This window comes from Aeromonas sobria (assembly GCF_000820145.1).
In the GTDB taxonomy this organism is placed as follows: Bacteria; Pseudomonadota; Gammaproteobacteria; order Enterobacterales; family Aeromonadaceae; genus Aeromonas; species Aeromonas sobria.
On sequence record NZ_CDBW01000006.1, the window covers coordinates 79,091 to 101,865 of the forward strand.

17 protein-coding genes are annotated in these 22,775 nt (G+C 59.8%); 11 read left to right on the forward strand and 6 right to left on the reverse strand.

Annotation, left to right across the window (positions count from 1 at the left end; translation table 11 throughout):
- Positions 1-176: 176 nt before the first annotated feature.
- Together BN1135_RS02885 and asnS are read right to left on the reverse strand one after the other, a co-directional pair.
- Complete coding sequence (locus BN1135_RS02885) at positions 177-932, reverse strand: substrate-binding periplasmic protein (protein WP_052443809.1); 756 nt, start codon at positions 930-932, stop codon at positions 177-179.
- A gap of 110 nt (positions 933-1,042) precedes the next feature.
- Complete coding sequence (gene asnS, locus BN1135_RS02890; protein WP_042018719.1) at positions 1,043-2,443, reverse strand: asparagine--tRNA ligase; 1,401 nt, start codon at positions 2,441-2,443, stop codon at positions 1,043-1,045.
- 198 nt (positions 2,444-2,641) lie between these two features.
- Between asnS and BN1135_RS02895 the strand changes: the two genes are divergently transcribed.
- A complete protein-coding gene (locus BN1135_RS02895; protein WP_223290088.1) occupies positions 2,642-2,986 on the forward strand; it encodes a hypothetical protein in 345 nt (114 codons plus the stop codon).
- Between the two features lie 4 nt (positions 2,987-2,990).
- Here BN1135_RS02895 and BN1135_RS02900 read toward each other — a convergent pair whose 3' ends face one another.
- Both BN1135_RS02900 and bioA read right to left on the reverse strand, forming a co-directional pair.
- Positions 2,991-3,809: a HAMP domain-containing protein gene (locus BN1135_RS02900; protein WP_042018721.1), complete on the reverse strand. Its 819-nt coding sequence runs from the start codon at positions 3,807-3,809 to the stop codon at positions 2,991-2,993.
- Between the two features lie 176 nt (positions 3,810-3,985).
- The gene (bioA, locus tag BN1135_RS02905) at positions 3,986-5,260 is read right to left on the reverse strand and encodes an adenosylmethionine--8-amino-7-oxononanoate transaminase (RefSeq protein ID WP_042018723.1); all 1,275 of its coding nucleotides are present in this window, start codon (positions 5,258-5,260) and stop codon (positions 3,986-3,988) included.
- A 192-nt stretch (positions 5,261-5,452) separates the two neighbouring features.
- On the opposite strand from bioA, the gene bioB reads away from it, so the two are divergent.
- From bioB to htpX, 5 genes are all read left to right on the forward strand, one after another.
- On the forward strand, positions 5,453-6,547 hold the full coding sequence (bioB, locus tag BN1135_RS02910; RefSeq protein ID WP_042018726.1) for a biotin synthase BioB: 1,095 nt from the start codon (positions 5,453-5,455) through the stop codon (positions 6,545-6,547).
- Positions 6,544-7,740, forward strand: coding sequence for an 8-amino-7-oxononanoate synthase (gene bioF, locus BN1135_RS02915; RefSeq protein ID WP_042018727.1), 1,197 nt, complete (start codon positions 6,544-6,546; stop codon positions 7,738-7,740). Before bioB ends, bioF begins: the two co-directional genes overlap by 4 nt.
- Positions 7,733-8,548, forward strand: a complete 816-nt coding sequence (gene bioC / locus BN1135_RS02920) for a malonyl-ACP O-methyltransferase BioC (RefSeq protein WP_042018728.1) — start codon at positions 7,733-7,735, stop codon at positions 8,546-8,548. The genes bioF and bioC overlap by 8 nt, the downstream gene beginning before the upstream one ends.
- Before the next feature lie 60 nt (positions 8,549-8,608).
- Positions 8,609-9,286: a dethiobiotin synthase gene (bioD, locus tag BN1135_RS02925; RefSeq protein ID WP_042018729.1), complete on the forward strand. Its 678-nt coding sequence runs from the start codon at positions 8,609-8,611 to the stop codon at positions 9,284-9,286.
- Positions 9,287-9,390: 104 nt separating this feature from the next.
- Entirely contained in the window at positions 9,391-10,263 is an 873-nt protein-coding gene (htpX, locus tag BN1135_RS02930; protein WP_042018732.1) for a protease HtpX, read from the forward strand.
- An 84-nt stretch (positions 10,264-10,347) separates the two neighbouring features.
- Here the strand turns inward: htpX and BN1135_RS02935 are convergent, their stop codons facing one another.
- Together BN1135_RS02935 and BN1135_RS02940 are read right to left on the reverse strand one after the other, a co-directional pair.
- A complete protein-coding gene (locus BN1135_RS02935; protein WP_042018733.1) occupies positions 10,348-12,060 on the reverse strand; it encodes a methyl-accepting chemotaxis protein in 1,713 nt (570 codons plus the stop codon).
- A gap of 221 nt (positions 12,061-12,281) precedes the next feature.
- A complete protein-coding gene (locus tag BN1135_RS02940) occupies positions 12,282-14,084 on the reverse strand; it encodes an MOSC N-terminal beta barrel domain-containing protein (RefSeq protein ID WP_042018734.1) in 1,803 nt (600 codons plus the stop codon).
- A gap of 125 nt (positions 14,085-14,209) precedes the next feature.
- On the opposite strand from BN1135_RS02940, the gene BN1135_RS02945 reads away from it, so the two are divergent.
- The 5 genes from BN1135_RS02945 (at position 14,210) to BN1135_RS02965 (ending at position 22,765) form a co-directional block, all read left to right on the forward strand.
- Entirely contained in the window at positions 14,210-14,962 is a 753-nt protein-coding gene (locus tag BN1135_RS02945; protein WP_042018736.1) for a substrate-binding periplasmic protein, read from the forward strand.
- A gap of 176 nt (positions 14,963-15,138) precedes the next feature.
- Positions 15,139-16,785: an NAD(P)-binding protein gene (locus tag BN1135_RS02950; RefSeq protein ID WP_042018738.1), complete on the forward strand. Its 1,647-nt coding sequence runs from the start codon at positions 15,139-15,141 to the stop codon at positions 16,783-16,785.
- Entirely contained in the window at positions 16,782-20,357 is a 3,576-nt protein-coding gene (gene nifJ, locus BN1135_RS02955) for a pyruvate:ferredoxin (flavodoxin) oxidoreductase (protein ID WP_042018740.1), read from the forward strand. The genes BN1135_RS02950 and nifJ overlap by 4 nt, the downstream gene beginning before the upstream one ends.
- A gap of 454 nt (positions 20,358-20,811) precedes the next feature.
- A complete protein-coding gene (locus BN1135_RS02960; RefSeq protein WP_042018742.1) occupies positions 20,812-21,747 on the forward strand; it encodes a DUF6602 domain-containing protein in 936 nt (311 codons plus the stop codon).
- Between the two features lie 199 nt (positions 21,748-21,946).
- Entirely contained in the window at positions 21,947-22,765 is an 819-nt protein-coding gene (locus BN1135_RS02965) for an NAD-dependent epimerase/dehydratase family protein (RefSeq protein ID WP_042018744.1), read from the forward strand.
- Positions 22,766-22,775 lie beyond the last annotated feature (10 nt).

A 22,775-nucleotide genomic window follows, 5' to 3' on the forward strand; every position in this document is an offset into this window, starting at 1 on the left:
TAATTGCCGTGTGGTATCACACGGAGCCAAGCCTTCAGGTCGTCATGGTGGCGGCAAGGAGAGAGAGCAAGGCTGCAGGGGAGGGGCAGAAAAAGTGATAAATAGCGACAGAAGAGGGTCAAAAAGCCGGTGCTCAGGCCATCTCTGCCTGCAAACGGGGACTTCGGCGGGTTGGCTCACTTGGCCGCAGGTGCTTGCTGCAGATAGCGACGCTGATAATCCTCACTCAGCTTGGTAATATCGAGTCTGGCAATGGCCTGCGCCAGCCGCTGCTGCAGCGCCTGTTGATCGGGGCGAAACATAATGTGCAGGCTCTTGTGCTCGAGGATCTGCGGGTGAAACTGCAATCCGGCCGTTTGTAGCTTGCGGTCGTGATGGATCAGCCAGTAGAAAACATCCCGGTCGATCACCGCCAGATCGAGCCGGTCGCGTTGCAATTTACGCAGGTTGAGCAGATCCGCATCGACGGCGAAGGTGTTGAGGCGTTTGCTGGTCATCAGGGCATCAAATTCCCGGGTGTTGACATACCCCTCTACCACGCCGATCCGGTAGGGGGCGAGATCTGCAAGCCGTTGCCATGGAATGGGGGGGCCAACTCGCTGCGCCATGCCCAATACGCTGTTGCCCACGCTGGGGGAGCTGCGCCACAGGGTGGGCAGGGTGTCTGAGAGGTACTCGGGGAAATAGCCGCTGTAGGGCTGGGCCGGATCGGCGGCCAGCCGCACCGCCCGCTGCCAGGGGTAGAAATCGAACTCCACCTCCAGCCCAGCCTCGGCAAAGGCGCGCTTGACGATATGACCGGTAAGACCGCCATCGGGTAGGCTCTGGCTGGTGAAGGGGGGCCACTCCAGGGTGGTCAGACGAGCGGGCGCGGCCCACAGTTGAACAGGCATGCAGAACAGCAGTAGCGAGAGCAGCAGGCGATATCCCATAGGCGACCAGTTCCTTGTGCCGATTGATACTGAGTATCACCCATAACGGTGACAATAAAAAAGCCGACCCCAAGGTCGGCTTTGATGATGCAGTGGCAAGATGCCGCTGATCAGAACTCGGCGGTACGCGGCGTGCGCGGGAACGGGATCACGTCGCGGACGTTGCCCATGCCGGTCACATAGACCACCAGACGCTCGAAGCCCAGACCGAAACCGGCGTGGGGTACGGTACCGAAGCGACGCAGGTCGCGGTACCACCAGTAATCTTCCTTGTTCAGGCCCATCTCGGCCATGCGGGCATCCAGCACCTCAAGGCGCTCCTCACGCTGGGCACCACCGATGATCTCGCCGATCCCCGGTGCCAGTACGTCCATGGCGGCAACGGTTTTGCCGTCGTCGTTGAGGCGCATGTAGAAGGCCTTGATATCTTTCGGGTAGTTTTTCACCACCACCGGAGACTTGAAGTGCTCCTCGGCCAGATAGCGTTCGTGCTCGGAGGAGAGATCGATACCCCAGGAGACCGGGAACTCGAACTTCTTGCCACAGTTCTTCAGCACTTCGATGGCATCGGTGTAGTCGATTTGGGCGAAGTCGGAGGAGACGAAACGCTCCAGACGACCGATGGCATCCTTGTCCACGTGCTGGGCGAAGAACTCCAGATCGTCGCGACGCTCAGCCAGTACGGCGTTGAAGACGTATTTGAGCATGGCTTCGGCCAGGGCAGCGTTGTCGTCCAGGTTGGCGAAGGCAATTTCCGGCTCTACCATCCAGAACTCGGCCAGGTGGCGGCTGGTGTTGGAGTTTTCGGCGCGGAAGGTGGGCCCGAAGGTATAGACCTTGGAGAGGGCACAGGCATAGGTTTCGACGTTGAGCTGGCCAGATACGGTCAGGAAGGTCTCCTTGCCGAAGAAGTCCTTGTCGTAATCGACCTTGCCAGCGTCGGTGCGTGGCAGGTTTTCCATGTCCAGGGTGGAGACGCGGAACATCTCGCCAGCACCTTCGGTGTCAGAGGAGGTGATGAGCGGGGCCGCAATCCACAGATAGCCCTCTTCATGGAAGAAGCGGTGGATGGCTTGGGCCAGACTGTTGCGTACCCGGGTCACGGCGCCAACGATGTTGGTGCGCGGGCGCAGGTGAGCCTGTTCACGCAGGTACTCGATGCTGTGACGCTTGGCAGCCATCGGGTAGGTGTCCGGATCTTCGACCCAGCCGACAACCTTCACGTCGGTGGCTTGCAGTTCAAAAGCCTGGCCGCTGCCCTGAGAGGCGGCAACCACGCCGGTCACTTCCACGGAGCAGGCAGTGGTCAGACGCAGCACTTCATTCTCGTAATTGGCCAAGGTATTTGGAACAACCGCCTGTACCGGATGGAAACAGGAGCCATCGGATACGGCCAAAAATGAGATCCCCGCCTTGGAATCACGGCGAGTCCGGATCCACCCTTTTACAGTTTGGGTGGTGCCAACCGCATATTTACCGGTCAGCACATCTACTACGGATGCGTGCGTCATCGAAATATTGTCTCCAGCTTGTTCTTGCAGCGCTATTTGCAACACTAGGGGTCTGGCCGGGCATTCATTGGCCCATCATGGCAGACTAAGCCGTCAATCTTACCCGCGCGGGTTTGATAAACAAGCAAAAATGTCGGACTCTGGTGGGGTTTTCAGCATGGTTGGCGCAACCCGGGTGTCATGGCAAAGGAGCAGTGTGTGAAAGATAGGCGGCATGGACCTGATTGGCTGACGAAGGCATTGCAGTGGCTGGTGGTGCTCTGCTGGGGCGGCTTTATTGTGTTGCTCTCCCTTTACCACTATGCCCGTCCCGAAATTGCCTACGGTTTTCTGGTCTATGGCGGGATCGCGGTACGCGATTATTGGGATCCTGCGTTGACCCCCTGGTTACTCTATTGGCTTTGGGGGAGCTGCGGGCTGACGCTGACGGTGTTGCTGCTGGAGCGGCAACGCAGCCGGCGCAAAGAGGATTCGATGCACGTCAATCTGGCCATCCTGTTGCTGATCCTGATTGCCAGCCTGCTTTTTTACTACGTCCCCTGATCGATTACTTACTCAGAGGCTCTTTTGGGTGCTTGTCAGCAGGCCTTGGGGGCTTGCCCAGCTGACGCGCCACGCTGTCGAGCATCTGGTTGTAGGCGAGTGCTACTCGTCCTATCTCATCATCGTCATCTCCTTCCAGCCGGTGGTCAAAGTCGTGCAGATCGGTTGCCTCCTCGATGGAACGGGTCAGGTGATTGAGCGGGCGAACTATCCAGGTGCGGATGACCCAGAGGGTCAGCAGCAGTCCCAGCCCGAAGATGGCGGTGAGAATGAGTGCCGAGGTGAGGATGTTCTGCTCAACCCGGGTAAACAGCGAATCGAGGGAGTAGTCAAAGCGCACCGCACCGAGCACTGTGTTTTCCGGCACCAGATGGCAGCTGGTGCAGTCGGTGCCACGAAGATCTTTTTTGGCCAGCAGCGGTCGGGTCACGACCAGTCGGCTATGCATATCGTCATACACCACCGCCATACTGCCTGTTCCCGCTAACGCCAGTCGATCATATTCATCTTTAGCTTGTTCGGTCGCCCGTGCTGGCCCGTACTGCTTGTTGACCGCATCACCGCGCACGATGCGGGCATCCTCCACATGGGCGTGGTCGAGAAACTTGGCGCGCAGGGTATCTCGGGCTTCCATCTTGCTGGTCAGCATCAGCATATTGAGGCCATCGAAATAGGCATCGGTCTGCTCGCGACTCTGCTCCTTCATGAGGGTCAGGATGAGATCACGCTCGCGCACCGCCTGATAGGCTGCGGAGAAGACCAGTACCATGGAGAAGATGAAGAGCAGGAAAAAGTTGATTTTGGCAGCAATGGAGAGGCGCATGAGCAATCTTTCTTGATGGTAAAACCGCAGCAGTTTACCCCTCTTGGTGCCTCAGGTCTGGTGTTTTGCTCACATTACGGCAAGTGAAACCGCACTGAAGTAGATAAAGTTGCCCTCTTTATATATCAAATGCGGGTAGTCAAACGGGCGGCTGTGATGGCCGCCCGCCGCTTGCCTTAAAACTCGCCCTCGGCGATGGCCTGACTGATTGCGCCGGTCAATACCCGCAGCTCCTCCGGGGTGATGACGAAGGGGGGCATCAGATAGACCAGCTTGCCAAACGGCCGGATCCAGGCGCCAAGCTCGACAAATTTGCGCTGGATGCGGGCCACATCCACCTGCTCTTTCATCTCCACCACCCCGATGGCGCCAAGCACCCGCACGTCTGCCACAGCTGGGTTGAGGGTCAGTTCCACCAGCTCGGTACGCAACTGATGTTCGATAGCGCGCACCCTTTCCTGCCACGGCGAGGCGAGCAGCAGATCGATGGAGGCGTTGGCTACCGCGCAGGCGAGCGGATTGCCCATAAAAGTAGGACCGTGCATAAAGACCTCCGCCTTGCCGTCACAGATGGTGCGGGCGACATGCTCGGTAGTCAGGGTTGCCGAGAGGGTGAGATAGCCGCCGGTGAGCGCTTTGCCGAGACACATGATGTCGGGGCTGATCCCCGCCCAGTCGCAGGCAAACAGCTGGCCGGTACGGCCAAAGCCTGTAGCAATCTCATCGGCAATCAGCAATACGCCGAACTCATCGCACAGGGCGCGTACCCACTGCAGGTAGCGGGGGTGATAGAAGCGCATACCGCCCGCCCCCTGCACTATGGGTTCGAGGATGAGGGCGGCAATCTCTTGGTGATGATCGGCCACCAGCGTGGCCAGCTCCACCACGCACTGCTCGTCCCACTCTGCGTGGAAGCGGCAGCTGGGGGCTTCGACAAAGTAATGTTCGGGCAGGAATCCCTTGTAGAGCTCATGCATGCCGCCATCGGGGTCACAGACGCTCATGGCGCCGAAGGTGTCGCCGTGATAACCGCCGCGCAGGGTGACAAATTTGGCTTTTGGGGTGCCCTTGCTGTGCCAGTACTGCTGGGCCATCTTGAGCGCCACTTCTACTGCTACCGAGCCGGAATCGGCCAGAAACACCCGATCCAGACCTGCCGGGGTGATCTCCACCAGTTTGCGGCACAGCTCGACAGCCGGAGCGTGGGTCAGGCCGCCAAACATCACGTGGGACATCTTGCCGAGCTGGGCGGTGGCGGCAGCGTCCAGTTCCGGCACCTGATAGCCGTGCACGCAAGCCCACCAGGAGCTCATGCCATCCACCAGTTCGCGGCCGTCGCTGAGGGTGATGGTTACCCCTTTAGCGCTGGCCACTTCATAGCAGGGCAGGGGGTGAGTGAGGGAGGTATAGGGGTGCCAGATGTGGTGCAGGTCGAATTCTTGATTGGTCATTTGTTGTTCTGTTGTCAATTGATTTGATCTGGTCGGTGTTGACAGTCTACGCGTGCTCTTTACACTAGCCAACAATTTCAGCCACTTGGCGCGGCGCATCACCATGAGCGTGCGGGCCCGGCGGCGGGTTTTGTGGCCGGCCATCGCGTGATGCGGGCGCAGGATCCCACTAATAACAACCGGAAGCCATGTATGAATGCTCTCACCGCGGGCGGTCACGCCCTTCGTCATGACTGGACCCTCGCTGAGGTTCAGGCCCTGTTTGCCTTGCCATTCAACGATCTGCTGTTTCAGGCCCAGACCGTCCACCGCGCCCATTTCGACCCCAACGAGGTGCAGGTGAGCACCCTGCTCTCCATCAAGACCGGCGCCTGCCCGGAAGATTGCAAATACTGCCCCCAGAGTGCTCGCTATCACACCGGGCTCGAAGCCGAGCGGCTGATGGAGGTGGAGAAGGTGCTGGAGCGGGCCCGCGAGGCCAAGGCCAACGGCTCATCCCGTTTCTGCATGGGTGCAGCCTGGCGCAATCCCAAAGAGAAGGACATGCCCTACGTCATCCGGATGATTGAGGAGGTGCGCGGGCTGGGGATGGAGACTTGCATGACGCTAGGGATGCTCACCGCCGATCAGGCTGCCCGTCTTGGCGCTGCGGGGCTCGATTACTACAACCACAACCTCGATACCTCGCCGGAGTTTTATGGCGAGATCATCTCCACCCGCACCTATCAGGATCGGCTCGATACCCTGGAGCATGTGCGCGGCGCGGGCATGAAGGTCTGCTCCGGCGGCATCGTCGGCATGGGTGAGCAGGCCAAAGACCGTGCGGGCCTGCTGATGGCGCTGGCCAACCTGCCCCGTCACCCGGAGAGCGTGCCCATCAACATGCTGGTCAAGGTGAAGGGGACGCCGCTGGAGAACGAAGAGAACCTCGATCCGTTCGAATTTATCCGCACTATCGCAGTAGCGCGGATCATGATGCCCGCCTCCCATGTGCGCCTCTCCGCCGGGCGGGAGAAGATGAACGAGCAGATGCAGGCGATGTGCTTTATGGCGGGGGCCAACTCCATCTTCTACGGCTGCAAATTGCTGACTACCCCCAATCCGGACGAGAACAGCGATATGCAGCTGTTCAAGCGACTCGGCATTCGCCCCGCCCAGCGCGCCCAGAAGCCGGATCAGGTCCAAGAAGAAGATCTGCTGGCCGAGGTGAGCCGCCAGAGCGAACCAAGCGATCTCTTTTATGACGCCACCCGCCCTCACCCTCGCACCGGGGCCGCGCGGTCATGAATGGCCATGCAGTAACGGGCCCCTTTGCATTGGGCGCTGCGCTGGTCGGGCGCAAGCAGGCCGATTTGCTGCGTCGCCGCACGGCCACTCAAGGTAGCGTGGCAGGACGGTTGCAGGTCGCCGGGCGCGACTACCTCAATTTTTCCGCCAACGACTATCTGGGGCTTGCGGATCACATCGCCATCAAGGCCGCCTTCAAAGCGGGGATTGACCGCTATGGCGCGGGCTCCGGCGCCTCGCCGCTGGTCACCGGTTACAGCCGCGCTCACCAGCAGTTGGAAGAGACGCTGGCCGAGTGGCTCGGGGTGGAGGCAGTGCTGCTGTTCAATTGCGGTTTTTCTGCCAATCAGGCGGTGCTCAAAGCCCTGCTCGGCAAGGAGCATCTGTTGTGGCAGGACAAACTCAACCACGCCTCCTTGCAGGAGATGGGCAGCCAGCTGCCCTGCAAGATGAAGCGCTTTGGCCACAACGATATGGCGGCGCTCGCGCGTCAGCTTGAGCCAAATCGCGGGCTGATTGTCTCTGAGGGGGTGTTCAGCATGGACGGGGATCAGGGCCGCTGGCGCGAGCTCGCAACACTCGCCGCCCAGAGCGGCAACTGGCTGATGATCGACGATGCCCACGGCCTCGGTGTGCTGGGCCCAGAGGGGCGCGGCACGCTGGCGGCGCAAGGGGTGGAACCGGCCAACGTGCATATCCAGATGGGCACTTTTGGCAAGGCGCTCGGCGTCGCCGGGGCCTTTGTTGGCGGCAGCCGCGAGCTGGTGGATTATCTGGTCAACTTCGCCCGTCACTATGTCTACAGCACCCATATGCCCGCCGCGCAGGCTTGCGCCGTCAGCAAGAGTATCGAACTGGTGCGCGCCGCCGATGAGGCCCGCGCCCATCTTGGTCAGCTGATCGCTCGCTTCCGGCAAGGAGCAGAGGGGCTGGGTTGGCAGCTTGGTGCGAGCGATACCCCCATCCAGCCGCTGCTGGTGGGGGAGAGCAGTGCTGCCCTGCAACTGGCCGAGCGGCTGCGGGATCGCGGCGTCTGGGTGAGCGCAATCCGCCCGCCCACGGTGCCGGTCGGTACGGCGCGGCTGCGCATTACCTTAAGCGCGGCTCATCGCGAGCAGGATGTGGATCGTCTGCTCGATGCCCTCGGCCCATGTTCGGGCAGTGCCACTTCGGAGGGATCTCACCATGGATGAGCGCTTCCAGTCGGTGGACAAGGCACAGCTCGCCCGCCGCTTCGGCGCCGCCGCCTGTCATTACGATGCCCACGCCCGCTTTCAGCAGGAGGTGGGTCAGGCGCTGCTCGAATTGATGCCGAGCAGGCCGGTTGGCAGCGAGTTGACAGTGAGCGGGCTGGATCTGGGCTGCGGCACCGGTTTTTTCTTGCCCCAACTGGCGAATCGTTGTCACCAGCTGGTGGGGCTGGATCTCGCCCCCGGCATGCTAGCGCAAGCCGCCTTGCGCGGCAGTGGTGCCCGCCTGCTCTGCGGCGATGCGGAGCAGCTCCCCTTTGCGAATGACGCGTTCGACTGGGTCTTCTCCAGTCTGGCGCTGCAGTGGTGCGAGCGTCCGGCCCAGGCTTTCGGCGAGCTGCTGCGGGTGGTCAAACCGGGCGGCCAGATCTTTTTCTCGACCCTGCTCGATGAGTCGCTCTGGCAGTTGCGAGCCGCCTGGCAGCAGCTGGATGGTCGCGCCCATGTCAATCGCTTCCTCAGCCTGCCACAATTGGAGCAGGCGCTGGCTAGCGCCGGGGTATCTGCTCCCGAGCTGCGTTGTATCACCTGGGATCTCGCCTATCTTGAATTGCCGCAGTTGTTGCGTGATCTCAAGGGGATTGGGGCCAATCAGGTCAATGACAATCAGGGGAGTGCCGCCCCGGCCGGTCTGAGCGGTCGCGCCAGATTGCAGCAGCTGGCGCAGGCGTATGAGGCGTTTCGCCAGCCCGATGGCAGGCTGGTCGCCAGTTATCGGGTGTGCCTCGGCCGTCTCAGCAAGCCTCGCTGAGCGCCGGGAATCGTATTGTGTGCAGGGCAGTGAGCCACTCCCTGCCAAGGAGAGAACCGTATGAAATCATTCTTTATCACCGGCACCGATACCGATGTGGGCAAGACGCTGGTGGCGCGCACCTTGTTACGTGAATTCAGCGCACAGGGGATCAACTGTGCTGGCTACAAGCCGGTATCGGCCGGATGTGCCCGCACCCCGGACGGGTTGCGCAATCTCGATGCGGTGTTGCTTCAAGAGGCGGCGAGCCTGCAACTGCCCTATGAGGTGGTCAATCCCTTCGCCTACGAGCCGCCGATTGCACCCCACATCGCCGCCAGCGAGGCGCGCCAGCCCATCACCATGCAGGGCTTGAGCGAGGGGTTGCGCAAGATTGAACAAGCGGGGGCCGAATTGACGGTGGTGGAAGGGGCGGGGGGCTGGTATCTGCCGCTCGATCGCAAACACCTGTTATCGGATTGGGTAAAACAGGAAAACATGGCGGTGATCATGGTGGTGGGGGCCAAGCTGGGATGCCTAAATCATGCGTTGCTCACCTTTGCCGCCATTCGCAACGATCAGCTGCCGGTTGCTGGCTGGGTAATTAATCGGCTCCATGGTTCCATGAGCCATTATCAGGAAAATCTGGACACCCTCAGAAGCTTGCTGCCTGCTCCCTTTTTGGGGGAAATTCCGTTTATAAACAATCCGCTTGAGGCCAATTTGCAGGGGCGTATCGATATATCTCCGCTACTTTAACGGCACATTCAGCGAACATTCATCGAATCCATCTAGAATGGCCACCATTAACATGAACAGGTGGATGACCGGCTGTCATGTCCTATTTTTCACAAGGAGTCTATATGAAGCGAATTATGCTATTCCTGGTGACCAACCTGGCCGTCATGCTGGTGCTGGGGGTGGTACTCAATATCCTGTTCTCGGTTCTGGGTATCAACAAGTCCAGCATTACCGGCCTGTTGATGTTTTGTGCCGTGTTCGGTTTTGGGGGTTCCTTTATCTCCTTGTTGATGTCCAAGTGGATGGCCAAGCGCAGTTACGGTGTCCAGGTCATCGAACAACCCCGTAATGAGACCGAGCACTGGCTGGTGAGCACTGTGGCCCGTCAGGCCCGCGAAGCGGGTATCAAGATGCCGGAAGTGGGGATCTACGACTCTCCCGAGATGAACGCCTTTGCTACCGGTGCCCGCCGCGATGATTCGCTGGTGGCGGTCTCCTCCGGCCTGCTCTACAGCATGAGCCGTGACGAAGCGGAAGCTGTGCTGGCCCACGAAGTGAGCCACGTAGCCAACGGCGACATGGTGACCCTGACCCTGGTGCAAGGGGTGGTGAACACCTTCGTGATGTTCTTCGCTCGCATCGTGGCTGGGGTGATCAGCAACTTCTTCAGCTCCAACAACAGTGAAGAGAGCAGCAGCAGCGGCGGCTTTGCCTACATGATCACCGTATTCGTGCTGGAGATGCTGTTTGGCGTACTGGCCTCCATGATCGTCATGTGGTTCAGCCGTCAGCGCGAGTTCCGTGCCGATGCCGGTGCCGCCAAGCTGGCGGGTCGCGACAAGATGATTGCCGCCCTTGAGCGTCTGTCCCGCGGTGCAGAGCCGCAGCTGGAAGGCTCCATGATGGCCTTTGGCATCAACGGCAAGCGCTCCATGAGCGAGCTGTTCATGAGCCACCCGCCCATCGAGCAGCGCATCGCCGCCCTGCGTGGTTGATTGATGCTGGATATGGATGGCAGGGGATAACCCCGAATAAAAAAACGGCTGCCTTGGGGCAGCCGTTTTGCTTTGTCGCGTTTTTTAAAGTTTGAAGTGCCCCATCTCCTGGCGCAGCACCCGTGACAGCTGCTTGAGCTTGGCGGCCTCTTGCGACACATGGCGGGCGGCATCCCCCGACTGCTCCGAGAGAGAGGTAATGTTGCCGACGGTGGAGACCACTTCGTTGGCGGCGGTAGATTGTTCGCGCAGGGTGTGGCTGATCTCCCCCATCAGGCCGGTCAGGTTGGCGGCGTGACTGCGGATGCTTGAGATGGCCTCGCCAGTCTGGTTGGCCAGCGTGACCCCGCGGGAGACGTTGTTGACTGTGGTTTCCATGCTGCGGATGGATGCATCGGCCCCGCTCTGGATCTTGCTGATCATTCCGGTGATCTGCTGGGTGGAGGCCGCAGAGCGGCTGGCCAGATTGCGCACCTCGTCGGCGACCACCGCGAAGCCACGACCTTGTTCCCCTGCCCGAGCTGCTTCGATGGCGGCGTTGAGGGCCAGCAGGTTGGTCTGATCGGCGATACTGCGGATCACCCCGATGATCTCCGAAATCTGCTGGGTATGACCGTTGAGCTCGGAGATGGTGCTGGCTGCTTCGCCCACAGTGGTAGAGATATTCTCGATGCTGTCCAGGGTCTCCTTGATAACCCCGGAGCCCTCCTCCAGGGTATTGGCAGAGACCTTGCTCAGCTCGTCAGCATGGGTCGCGTTGTCGGAGAGGTGGCTGATGCTCACCACCAGCTCCTCGATGGCGGCGGCCATGGTCTGGGTGCTGCTTTGCTGGGAAGTGGCGAACAGCGCGGTCTGTTCGGCGATCTGGGCGATGCTGTCGGCAGAGTCAGACAACTCTTCGGTGGAGTGGGATACCTTGGCGATGATCCCTTTGAGGGTGCTCTGCATGCCGCCGAGCAGGCCGATCAGACTCTCTTTCGAGCCTTGTGGCACCTTGATAGGCAGCGAGAAGTCCCCCATGGCGAGCAGATGGAGATCGGTTTTGAGCTGTTCGACCGACGTCCCCACCAGATCGAGCAGGGAGCGATAAGTACGCCAGAGGAAAAACATCAACACCAGGCCGAGGGCGATAAACAGATAGCGCAGCATGTCGGTATTGGTCATGGCGCTCTCGACCGCCTCCTGATTACGCGCCTCCATCATCACGTAGAAGTCATCGATGGGGGACATGATGCGCCCCTTGTTCTGGTGATAGGCCTTGTCATGCATCATGGCGATGGCCTTTTGCTGGTTGGCGATCGGGTCGCCATCGGTCTGCTGCACCAGTTTGAAGGCAGCGACCTCGGTGTTGACCAGTGCGTCCGAGTTGTTTTTGGCCTCGTTGAGCTTGGCGAGCTCACCTTCGGTAAAACCGGCATCTTTCATCAGGTCGATAAGGCCACGGCGAACATTGCTGTCGGGGCGGGGATTCTGACCGTTGGCGGCGACGAAGTCCCAGTAGATACGGTTGTAGCCATCCGGTCTGGCTTGCTCACCGTTGCGAATGGCCAGGATCCGCATGTACTGCTGCTCGTAGGCGGGATCCTTGGTGATGACGTAGGTGCGCCCGAGTCGGGTCAGATCATCGGAGGATTGGCGCAGCTCATCGGCCAGCAGGTAGGAGACATATTGTTGCCGATAGCTCTCTTCCAGCTGTTTCCCCGCCCAGCTGTAGGCGAAAAACACCAGTGACAGCAGGATCAGGGTGATGACGGATAGCAGCAGGTTGAGCTGAAAGGCGGGTTTGTTCTGTTCCATGGTGTGGGCGTCCTTTCCCTATGGGGGAGTGTCGTATGGAGCATCGCCAAGTCAATGTCTGGCAAGGCTTTTTGCCCTGAGAGTATAGGAAGGAAACGCGCTCTTGCGGGTGGGGGAGGAGGAAAGGAAGGGCTGGAATCGAACAAGGTGACAAAAAAATGACCGGGGTCAATTCCCCGGCCATCTGAGTTGACGTGAGTTAACGCGGCCCGATCACCAGATCATAAGATCTCAAGGTCGGTGAGCGGCACGGCGCAGCAGGTGAGGATCTTGCCCTCGGCCCGCTCGGCGGCGGTGATGGCGGGGGCATCGGGGTGATCCACCTCGCCCGAGACCAGCGTCTGTTTGCAACTGCCGCAGATCCCGGCGCGGCAACTCCAGGGCAGCTCAACCCCCTGCTTGTTAGCCTGATCCAGCACTGTGCCCTGATTGTTGCCGGTGAAGGCCTGCTCTCCGATCTTGAGTTGCACCGCCTGATGGGGGCGGGCCACCGAGAGAATGGCGCCGCCAAAACTCTCCTGTCTGATCCGTGCAGCTGGTACGCCGAGGGCTGCGACTCTGGCGGCGGCATCGGCCATAAAGCCGTGGGGGCCGCAGATAAAGACCTCTTTTTCGGCCAGCCCTTTGACCAGTCGCAGATGCTCATCATTGAGTCGCCCTTGCAGCCCCTGCCAGTGGCTGTCCGGCTGGCTCAGGATCAGGGTGAGCGTCATCCTTTGCTGCGCCATGGCGTGCAGTTCACTGGCGGCCGGAATGTCCGCTTCGCTGCGGCACAGGTGCATAAAGTGCACATCTTCCAGCTCCCCGCGCAGCGCCAGGGTGCGGGCAATCGCCAGCATGGGGGTGACGCCGGAGCCTGCCGAGAGCAACAGAAGGTTGCGCTCGCCGCCCAAGTGAAACTCGCCTGCGGGATTAGCTGCCAGCAGCCGGTCACCCACCTGAAACTGTTGGTGCAGCCAGTGGGAGATGCGGCCACCCCCCACCTTCTTGACGCTGATGCTGTAACGCTCCGGTTGATCCGGCGTGGAGCTCAGGGTATAGCGCCGTTGAATGCGCTCGTTTTTGATATCGATGCTGATGGGCAGATGCTGGCCCGGCAGGTAGTCGGGCAGGGGCTCGCCATCGGCCGCCTCGAACCAGAAGGTCTCCAGATCTCGCGCCAGCGGTTCGTGGGCCAGGCAGACCAGCTCCCGCTTTTTCGGTGCGGCGGCGGGATAGACCACCGGACGGGTGCGCTCCAGCACCTCGATCTCGCTGCCTGCCTCAATCCACCCTTCGTTCAGCGCCACCAGATTCTGGCCGAAGTAGACCTCGCCATCCTCGCCACGGCGGTAGCGGGTGAGGGTGGCCAGCGGCTCTTTCAGGGCGTTGAAACGATCGGTGCCCGCTTCCACCGTGGTCATGATGCAGCGGCTGCAGGGCTTGACCACCTTAAATTCCACCTCGCCGATGCGGATACGCACCCAGCTGTCCTCCTCGAAGGGCAGGGTATTGCTTGCCACCAGATTGGTGCGGAACTGGCTCATCTGGTGCAGGGCATCGGAGCGCAGATTGAGATCCTCCAGGGAGGCCTGGCTTATCAGCAGCAGCGGATAACCGTCGGCAAAGCTAACCCGGGTGCCGGTCTTTTCGCGAAAACGATCCGAGGTTTCACCCAGCCAGAGCAGTTGCACCGCTTCCCCAGCCACCCGGCTTAGCCACCCATCGGCTTTTGGGTCGGTATGCAGGGCGGTGAAGCGGTCGCTCCAGACCCCGGTGGCCTGCGGGGCGCGGCTGAAGTCGACCTCTTGCAGGGTGAGCGGTTCAAAGCCCGGATAGCGCAGTTGCAAGCCCCCTTCGATGGGGGTGGCAACGACCTGTTGCAGTTGGGGATGGGTACGGGCGGTGATAAAGGTGCCGTCCGGTTTGACCACCATGTAGCGGCGATCCCCGGCGAGCCCTTCTTCGGTCACCCGGGCGCGAGCCAGCGGCATGCCTGCAGTCGATTTGATGGGGTAGAGGTGAATGCTGTCTAGCCTGGGCATCTTCGTATCCTTGTGACGCGGCGCGTTCGCCTGGAAAAAGGGGAACATAACGGTTCCCCGGCGATCCGGCAATCCTTTCAGGGGGGCGGTCTATAGTTGGGAAAACAGAACAAGAGGGTATCGGGATGAAAATAAGCTGGTTGCTGGCGGGGAGCCTTTTTTGCCACGGGCTCTGGGCGCAGGAGCTGACTCTGACCACGGGAGAGTATCCGCCTTACTGCTCCGAGACACTGAAATATCAGGGGCTTATCCCCCATGTGGTGAGCGAGGCGTTCAAGAGTGAAGGGGTGAGCGTCAAGTTCCAGTTTCTGCCCTGGAAGCGGGCCTTTCGCTTGTCGGAGGAGGGGGTGGTGGATGGCACAGTCCACTGGTATGAGTCGAGCGAGCGGCGCAAAACCCATCTCTACAGCGATCCCATCCTGAGCGAAACCTACGTCTGGTTCTATCTCAAGTCAGATCCGCTTGAATGGAAAGGCTATCGGGATCTGGCGGATCGCAAGCTGGCTGCGGTCAGTGGCTATACCTACAATGCAGATTTTTTTGCAGCCATCACGCAGGTGCCACTACAAGTACAGTTCGTCACCCGGCTGCGGCAGAGCTTCGATCTGCTGCTCTCCGGTCGCGCCGACCTGACGCTTGAGAACATCGATGTCGGCTATTACTCCCTGCGTCAGTTCTACCCGGCCAGCACGGTCGATCTCTTCACAACCCATTCAAAACCGGTGATGAAAGTCGAAGGTCACCTGCTGATCAGCCGCAAGCGTGCCAACGCTGACGAGCTGATCAAAACCTTCAATCGGGGGCTCGCCAAACTGAAAGCCAGCGGTCAGCTGGATAAGATGTTACTTGAGTCACGTTCTGGTCTCTATGAACCATAAAGTGCAACATTTTTTGATCCTGATTCGCTAATCAGTACAAAAAAGCCGCCACTATCGACTTAGTTCCCAGTTTCTAACGCTTTCGCTTCTTCCCTCTCTGGCCACCGTCCGCTTCGGCGACACGGTATCAAGCGCTATCGGAGTGGGCCTGTTACCCAACAAGAAGAAAGCAATGTATGAGCAAACAACTGGACATGACCCCACAGCCGGATCTCTCCCTGAAAACGGGAACAGGCCCGGTGCGTACCCGGCTGCCCGTTTGGCGGCCGGCCCTGCCACCCTGCAATCACGCCTGCCCGGCTGGAGAAAATATCCAGGCCTGGCTCTCTTTGGCGCAGGCCGGTCGCTTTGAGGCGGCGTGGCAGACCCTGATCGAAGAGAACCCCTTGCCCGCCATTCATGGCCGGGTCTGCTATCACCCCTGCGAGAGTGCCTGCAATCGCGGTCAGGTGGATGAATCCGTCTCCATCCACGCCATCGAGCGTTTCCTCGGTGACGAGGCGCTGGCCCGTGGCTGGCAGCCAGCGCCACCTGCCCCTGCCAGCGGCAAGAAGGTGCTGGTGATTGGTGCCGGGCCCTCCGGCCTCTCCTGCGCCTGGCACCTCAACCGGCTCGGCCATCAGGTGGAGATCCGCGAAGCGGGGCCGCTGGCGGGCGGCATGCTGCGCTTTGGTATTCCCGCTTACCGCTTGCCCCGCGATGTGCTGGATCGGGAGGTGGCCCGCATCGTGGCCGCTGGTGTGACCCTGACCCTCAACCACAAGGTGGCGGATGTGCTGCGCGAGCGCGACGAGGGGGGCTTCGACGCCGTCTTTATGGCCATCGGCGCCCATCTGGCCAAGCGGGTCGATATTCCGGCGCGGGAAGCGGGCAAGATCCTCGATGCGGTGAGCTTCCTCGAACAGGCCAGTCTGGCCGAGGAGCAGGGCTTGCCGCCCCCCAAACTGGGGCGGCGGGTGGCCATCTACGGCGGCGGCAACACCGCCATGGATGCGGCTCGCACCGCCCGTCGCCTCGGTGTGGAAGAGGCGATGATCATCTACCGCCGCGACCGGGACCATATGCCTGCCCACGCTTTTGAAGCCCTTGAAGCCGAGGAGGAGGGGATCAAGATCAACTGGCTGCGCAGCATCCGCCAGCTCGACAACACCCGCATCGAAGTGGAGGTGATGGCGCTGGATGCCGAGGGCAAGCCGGTGCCCACCGGCAAGTTTGAAACCCTCGAAGCAGACTCCCTTATTCTGGCGCTCGGTCAGGAGGTAGACCTCTCGGTGCTGGAGAGCATTCCCGGCGTGCGGGTCAACAAGGAGGGGGTGGTGCAGGTGGCGGGCAACCTGATGACCGATGTCGCCGGGCTGTTTGCCGGCGGGGATATGGTGCCTTCCGAGCGCACCGTCACCATCGCTACCGGCCACGGCAAGAAGGCGGCGCGCCATATGGATGCCTGGCTGCGCGGTCGCCACTATCAGAAGATGGTCTCCTACCCGCTGGTGGGGCCGGAGCAGTTGCAACTCTGGTTCCAGACCCACGCGCCAGCCAGCAGTCAGCCGGTCAAACCGGCGTGGGCGCGGGACGATTTTGGCGAGATCATCGGCGGGCTGGATGAGGTGGCCGCCCGTTACGAGGCGGCGCGCTGCTACTCCTGCGGCAACTGCTTCGAGTGCGACGGCTGCTATGGCAGTTGCCCCGAGCAGGCCATCGCCAAGCTGGGGCCGGGCAAGGGCTATCAGGTAGATGCGGCGCGCTGCACCGGCTGCGGTGCCTGTCACGATCAATGCCCTTGTCACGCCATCCTGCTGCGCCAACCGGAGGAGTCCCAATGAAACATGAACTGATCATGGTTGATGGCAACGAAGCCGCGGCCCGGGTGGCGTACCAGCTGAGTGAAGTGTGTGCCATCTACCCCATCACCCCGAGCTCGACCATGGCCGAGCTGGCCGATGCCTGGGCGGATGAGAAACAGACCAACCTCTGGGGCAACATCCCCACAGTGGTGGAGATGCAGAGTGAAGGGGGGGCGGCCGGTACGGTACACGGTGCCCTGCAGGCGGGGGCGCTCGCCACCACCTTCACCGCCAGTCAGGGGCTGATGCTGATGCTGCCCAACATGTACAAGATCGCCGGTGAATTGACCGCGGCGGTGTTCCATGTGGCGGCCCGCTCGCTGGCGGCGCAGGGGCTCTCTATCTTTGGCGACCATCAGGACGTGATGGCGGCGCGCAGCACCGGCTTTGCCATGCTCGCCTCCGGCTCGGTGCAGGAGGCGCAGGATCTGGCGCTGGTCTCCCACAGCGTCACCCTGCAGTGTCGGGTGCCCTTTATCCACTTCTTTGATGGCTTTCGTACCTCCCACGAGGTGAACAAGATCACCGCCCTGCATCGGGATGAGATCCGGGCGCTGATCGACAACGATTGGGTGCGTGCCCACCGTTCGCGGGCGCTCAACCCGGATCACCCCGTGATGCGTGGCACGGCCCAGAACCCGGATACCTATTTCCAGTCCCGTGAGAGCGTCAACCCCTTCTACGAGGCGGTGCCAGCACGGGTACAGCAGTGCATGGACAACCTCGGCGAGCTGACTGGCCGTCACTACCAGCTGGTGGAGTATCACGGCGCAACCGATGCCACCGATGTCATCGTGCTGATGGGCTCGGGGGCGGCCACCGCCCGCACTACCGTGGATTGGCTCAACCGGCAGGATCGCAAGACTGGGGTCTTGGTTGTGCGCCTCTATCGCCCCTTCCCGGTACAGGCGCTACTCGATGCCCTGCCCGCGAGCGTGCGGCGCATGGCGGTGCTGGATCGCACCAAGGAGCCGGGCGCTGGCGGCGAGCCGCTGCTGCTGGATGTGCAGAGCGCGCTGATTGACGGTTTGCAGCGCGGCCTTATCAAGCGGCTGCCGTGGCTCAGTGGCGGCCGTTACGGCCTCTCTTCCAAAGAGTTCACCCCCGCCATGTGCGCGGCGGTGTTTGAGGAGTTGGCCTGTGATGCGCCGCGTCCGCGCTTTACCGTGGGGATTGTCGATGACGTGTCGGGCCTCAGTCTGGCCTGGCACCCCATCGGCGATCTGGAGCCTGCCAGCCGGGTGCGAGCGCTCTTCTTCGGCCTCGGTGCCGACGGCACAGTCGGCGCCAACAAGAACAGCATCAAGATCATCGGCGAGCTGGAGGGCTTCCACGCTCAGGGTTACTTCGTCTACGACTCCAAGAAGTCGGGCTCGCGCACTGTCTCCCACCTGCGCTTTGGCCCCGAGCCCATCGACGCCCCCTGGCTTATCGAGCAGGCGAGTTTCATCGGCTGCCACCAGTGGAGCTTCACCGAATCGGTGGACCTGCTGGAGCACGCCGCCGAAGGGGCGACCCTGCTGCTCAATGCCCCCTATGAGGCTGACAAGGTGTGGGGTCAGCTGCCTGAGCGGCTGCGAGCCCGCATCCGCGCCCTCAATATCCAGCTCTACTGCATCGATGGGGATCGGGTGGCCGAGCAAAACGGCATGGGCAATCGCATCAACACCATTATGCAGACCTGCTTCTTCGCGCTGGCCGGGGTGTTGCCACGGGATGAGGCGATCGCGCTGATCAAGGAGAGCATCGAGAAGAGTTATGCCCGCAAAGGGCCCGAGGTGGTCGAGCGCAACTTCGCGGCGGTGGACGATACCCTGGCTCACCTCTGCAAGGTGGTGATCCCGGCCGGTGACGAGCAGATCAGCGACTATCCGCTGCCACTGGCGCCGGGTGGCAGCGAGTTTGTCCAGCGGGTCACCGGCGAGATGCTGGCAGGGCGCGGCGATCTGATCCCTGTCTCCATGCTGCCGGTGGATGGCACTTACCCCACCGCCACTAGCCGCTTCGAGAAGCGCGATATCGCCCGCGAGATCCCGATCTGGCACTCCGATATCTGCATTCAGTGCGGCAACTGCGTCTTTGTCTGCCCCCACGCGGCGTTGCGGGCCAAGTTCTACCATCAGGACTGGCTGGCGACCGCCCCCGAAGCGGCGCAGTCGGTGCCCGTCACCGCCAAGGGCTTCCCCGACAGCCGCTACACCTTGCAGCTCTATCCGGAGGATTGCACCGGTTGCGGCCAGTGCGTGCAGGCCTGTCCGGTGCGAGCCGGGGCTGATGAGGAACATGAAGGCACGCGCGCCATCACCATGCTGGACAAGGCGCCCCATCTGGCCGGTCAGAAGCAGGCGCTGCGCTGGTTCGAGAGCCTGCCGTGGCCTGCCCGCGAGCGGGTGGACTTCTCCACGGTGCGCGGTGCCCAGTTCCTCGAACCCCTGTTCGAGTTCTCCGGTGCTTGCGCCGGTTGTGGCGAGACACCTTATCTCAAGCTGCTGACCCAGCTGTTTGGCGATCGCATGCTGGTGGCCAACGCCACCGGTTGCTCTTCCATCTATGGCGGCAACCTGCCGACCACCCCGTGGGCCAAGAATGGCGAAGGGAAGGGGCCGGCCTGGTCGAACTCCCTGTTTGAGGACAACGCCGAGTTTGGCTTTGGTTTTCGTCTCACCGCCGATCAGCACCACGGTCAGGCGGTGGCAGCCCTCGAAGCGATGAAGGGGGAGCTGGGCGCCGAGCTGGTCGATACCCTGATTAGCGCCCCGCAGCGGCTGGAGTCGGAGATCCGCGCCCAGCGCACCCGGGTGGCGCAAGTGCGCGAGCGGCTGGAGGAGGTGAAATCCGGCAAGGCCCGTGAGCTGCTCTCCTTGATTGATCAGCTGGTGCGCCGCTCGGTCTGGATCGTCGGCGGCGATGGCTGGGCCTATGACATCGGCTCGGCGGGGCTCGATCATGTGCTCGCCTCCGGGCGCGATGTGAACGTGCTGGTGATGGATACCGAGGTCTACTCCAACACCGGCGGCCAGATGTCGAAATCGACGCCGCTCGGTGCCGTCGCCAAGTTCGCGGCGGGGGGCAAGACGCTGGCCAAGAAGGATGTGGCGTTGCAAGCCATCTCCTACGGCAACGTCTATGTTGCCCGCATCGCCTTTGGTGCCAATCCGCAGCAGGCGCTGCAAGCCTTGCGTGAGGCCGAAGCCTATCCGGGCCCGTCGCTGATCATCGCCTACAGCCACTGTATCGCTCATGGCATCGATATGGAGTTTGGCCTGACCCAGCAAAAACGCGCGGTGGCCTCCGGTCACTGGCCGCTGATGCGCTACAACCCGGTACTGCGCAGTGCGGGACAGAACCCCTTTAGCCTCGACAGCCTGCGCCCCTCCATCCCCCTTGCTGAATATCGGCAGGAGGAGACCCGTTATCGGGTGCTGGCCCAGAGCCATCCGGAGGAGGCCGAGCGGCTGATGCAGGTGGCGCAAAAAGTGGCGTGGCAGAAGTGGGCCACCTACGAGGAGATGGCCACCCGCGAGGCCAGCCATTTCCATCCGCCGGTATGAGGATGGGGTGAGTGAAATATAACCAGGCGGGCCAATGGCCCGCTTTTTATATGAGGAAAACATTGGAGTGTTTATTGGCTCTATATGACAGCGCACAGGAGCGATATGGTTAGTAATGTATTAAAACCAGAAAATAGTATTATGAATCAGGTGACAATAGGAAAAACATGGTAGAAAAAACGCACTATCATATGAATACTTTTCCAAAATGAATGTTTAAATACGCATGATATTTGTATTTTCAATGAAAGCATGTAAATGTCTCGTGAGTTTCATAGCATGGTTAATCAATGTTATGATTACCAAGGGATATTTGGGGCTTCTTTTTGATATGCTTTTTGGTAAAAAGAATATAAATTCTGCGAAAGTGGTTTGTTAGCGAATTACAGCTATCAGTAGAGTTTAATTGTGGTGGTGATGTATGTCTTTAGTTAAATAATTCATGGAGAAAGCAATGAAAGATGATATATCAAGTTTTTTTAGTTCTCATAGCCATGAGTTGAAAAGTAAAATGAAACGACTAGATTTTCTAGTGGGTCGTGATCATTGGCTTTCGGTTGGTAACTATAAAGAGGAGCTTTTGAGATGCCTACTTAAACAGTTGTTACCGAAAAAATATGAAGTAAGCACAGGTTTTATCCTTTCACTTGATGGTAATGGCAATCAAATAAAGTCCAAGCAACAAGACATAATTATATGGAATTCGAATGATTATGCAGCCATATTTCGGGATGGTGATTTTGTTATAATTCCTCCTGAAGCATGCAGAGCTTTGATTGAGGTAAAAAGCACTCTGACAAATCAGATGCTTAGAAAGGCTATGTCAGCATCTGATGATGTTATTTACTTTGTTCAAACTCCATATATTCATAATTTAAATATTGCTAGATTTATATTTGCATATAGTAGTCAGCTAAAGTTCCCCCAGGGTTATTTTGATGCAATATATGATTTTTATGAAAATGATGTAAGTGAACAGTTATCAATTGAAAAGCGTATTGAATTTACAAAATCTCGCTGGCCTCAAGATAGGTCTGCTCACTTAGCATCTATTGACGGAGTTTTTGTGTTAGGTGTTGGAGCAATATTGCGGGAGATTCGATGGTTTCGTGATGACAAGGTGAAATTTATCTTTGACGCACTAGAATTGTCAGAAGGTGAAGATGACCATGTTTACACTTTTTTTGAACATGTTTTGAATACAGTGATTAGCTCACCTAATAGCACTCCAGAACTCTACTATTCAAAACAGCCGGGGTTGTTTTCAATGATGCAAAAAATATCATTAAGTCGTCCACCATGTGATGGCAAAATGGTTTATCCATATACAGATGATATCTTATCTGTATATAAAGACATTGATGCTGACATGTTGTACAAGAAACTATAGTCATAACTAATGATTACAAAACAAACTGCCGGCCTGTGACATTTTGAAATGAAAAAAGTATGCTTTTTGATAAAACGTTACGAACAGGAAATAGCTACAGTTACCTTGGTGACATTTATTTATCATAAGATCAAGGCTTCCTTTTCTTTCCAAGGCAGGTAAGCTGCGGGGCAAATAGCGTCAAGCAGGAGAAGGGACGATGACAGAGCAACATATCGCCGGGACGATCGGCATTCTGGGAGCGGGGTGGCTGGGGCTGCCGCTGGCGCGGGCCCTGTTGGCGGCAGGTAAGCAGGTAGCAGTCACGGTCAGCAGCGCCGAGAAGGCGGCCCGACTGCAAGGGGAGGGGATCGCTGCCCATCCGCTGACGATTTCTGCCCATATGTCGGATGCGTGGCCCATCCCCTGCGAGAGTCTGGTGGTCTGCGTACCGCCCAGCAAGACCGATGACTATCCGCAGGCGGTGGCAAGGGCCTGCGCGTTGGCCAAAGCGAATGGCACCCGGCGGGTGCTGTTTGTCAGCGCCACCTCGGTATGGGGCGCGGGGCAGCAGGAGGGTGAACAGCCCAAACCCCGCCATGCCCGTGGCGAGCGGATGCTGGCAGCGGAGCAGGCGGTGCTGGCGGCCGGTTTCGAGACGGTGATGATAGTGCGCCCCTCCGGCCTTTATGGCCCGGATCGCCATCCCGGCCGTTTCCTGGCGGGCAAGACCCTGGATGGCGGTGCCCAGTCGGTCAATCTGGTTCATCTGGACGATGTGGTGGCGGCTTGTATGTTGCTGCTGGAGCGGGGCAAGGACGGGGATGTCTTCAACCTGAGCGCGCCTGTGCATCCGCGCCGCGAGCAGTTCTACCCCTTTGCGGCGCGTCAGCAGGGGCTGCCTGTGCCGGTCTTTATCGAGCCTGCCGGTGAATTTCAGCCCATCGACGGTCAGCTGATTTGCCAGCAGATGGGATTCAACTATCGCTGGCCCGATCCGGCCCACTGGTTTGCCGAGCTCGCCGCCTCGGGCAATTGAGGTTTGCCAA

Coding starts and splice junctions, on each gene's coding strand:
- BN1135_RS02885 (WP_052443809.1), bottom strand. CDS start 932: ATGGGATATCGCCTGCTGCTCTCGCTACTGCTGTTCTGCATGCCTGTT.
- asnS (WP_042018719.1), bottom strand. CDS start 2,443: ATGACGCACGCATCCGTAGTAGATGTGCTGACCGGTAAATATGCGGTT.
- BN1135_RS02900 (WP_042018721.1), bottom strand. CDS start 3,809: ATGCGCCTCTCCATTGCTGCCAAAATCAACTTTTTCCTGCTCTTCATC.
- bioA (WP_042018723.1), bottom strand. CDS start 5,260: ATGACCAATCAAGAATTCGACCTGCACCACATCTGGCACCCCTATACC.
- bioB (WP_042018726.1), top strand. CDS start 5,453: ATGAATGCTCTCACCGCGGGCGGTCACGCCCTTCGTCATGACTGGACC.
- bioF (WP_042018727.1), top strand. CDS start 6,544: ATGAATGGCCATGCAGTAACGGGCCCCTTTGCATTGGGCGCTGCGCTG.
- bioC (WP_042018728.1), top strand. CDS start 7,733: ATGGATGAGCGCTTCCAGTCGGTGGACAAGGCACAGCTCGCCCGCCGC.
- bioD (WP_042018729.1), top strand. CDS start 8,609: ATGAAATCATTCTTTATCACCGGCACCGATACCGATGTGGGCAAGACG.
- htpX (WP_042018732.1), top strand. CDS start 9,391: ATGAAGCGAATTATGCTATTCCTGGTGACCAACCTGGCCGTCATGCTG.
- BN1135_RS02935 (WP_042018733.1), bottom strand. CDS start 12,060: ATGGAACAGAACAAACCCGCCTTTCAGCTCAACCTGCTGCTATCCGTC.
- BN1135_RS02940 (WP_042018734.1), bottom strand. CDS start 14,084: ATGCCCAGGCTAGACAGCATTCACCTCTACCCCATCAAATCGACTGCA.
- BN1135_RS02945 (WP_042018736.1), top strand. CDS start 14,210: ATGAAAATAAGCTGGTTGCTGGCGGGGAGCCTTTTTTGCCACGGGCTC.
- BN1135_RS02950 (WP_042018738.1), top strand. CDS start 15,139: ATGAGCAAACAACTGGACATGACCCCACAGCCGGATCTCTCCCTGAAA.
- nifJ (WP_042018740.1), top strand. CDS start 16,782: ATGAAACATGAACTGATCATGGTTGATGGCAACGAAGCCGCGGCCCGG.
- BN1135_RS02960 (WP_042018742.1), top strand. CDS start 20,812: ATGAAAGATGATATATCAAGTTTTTTTAGTTCTCATAGCCATGAGTTG.
- BN1135_RS02965 (WP_042018744.1), top strand. CDS start 21,947: ATGACAGAGCAACATATCGCCGGGACGATCGGCATTCTGGGAGCGGGG.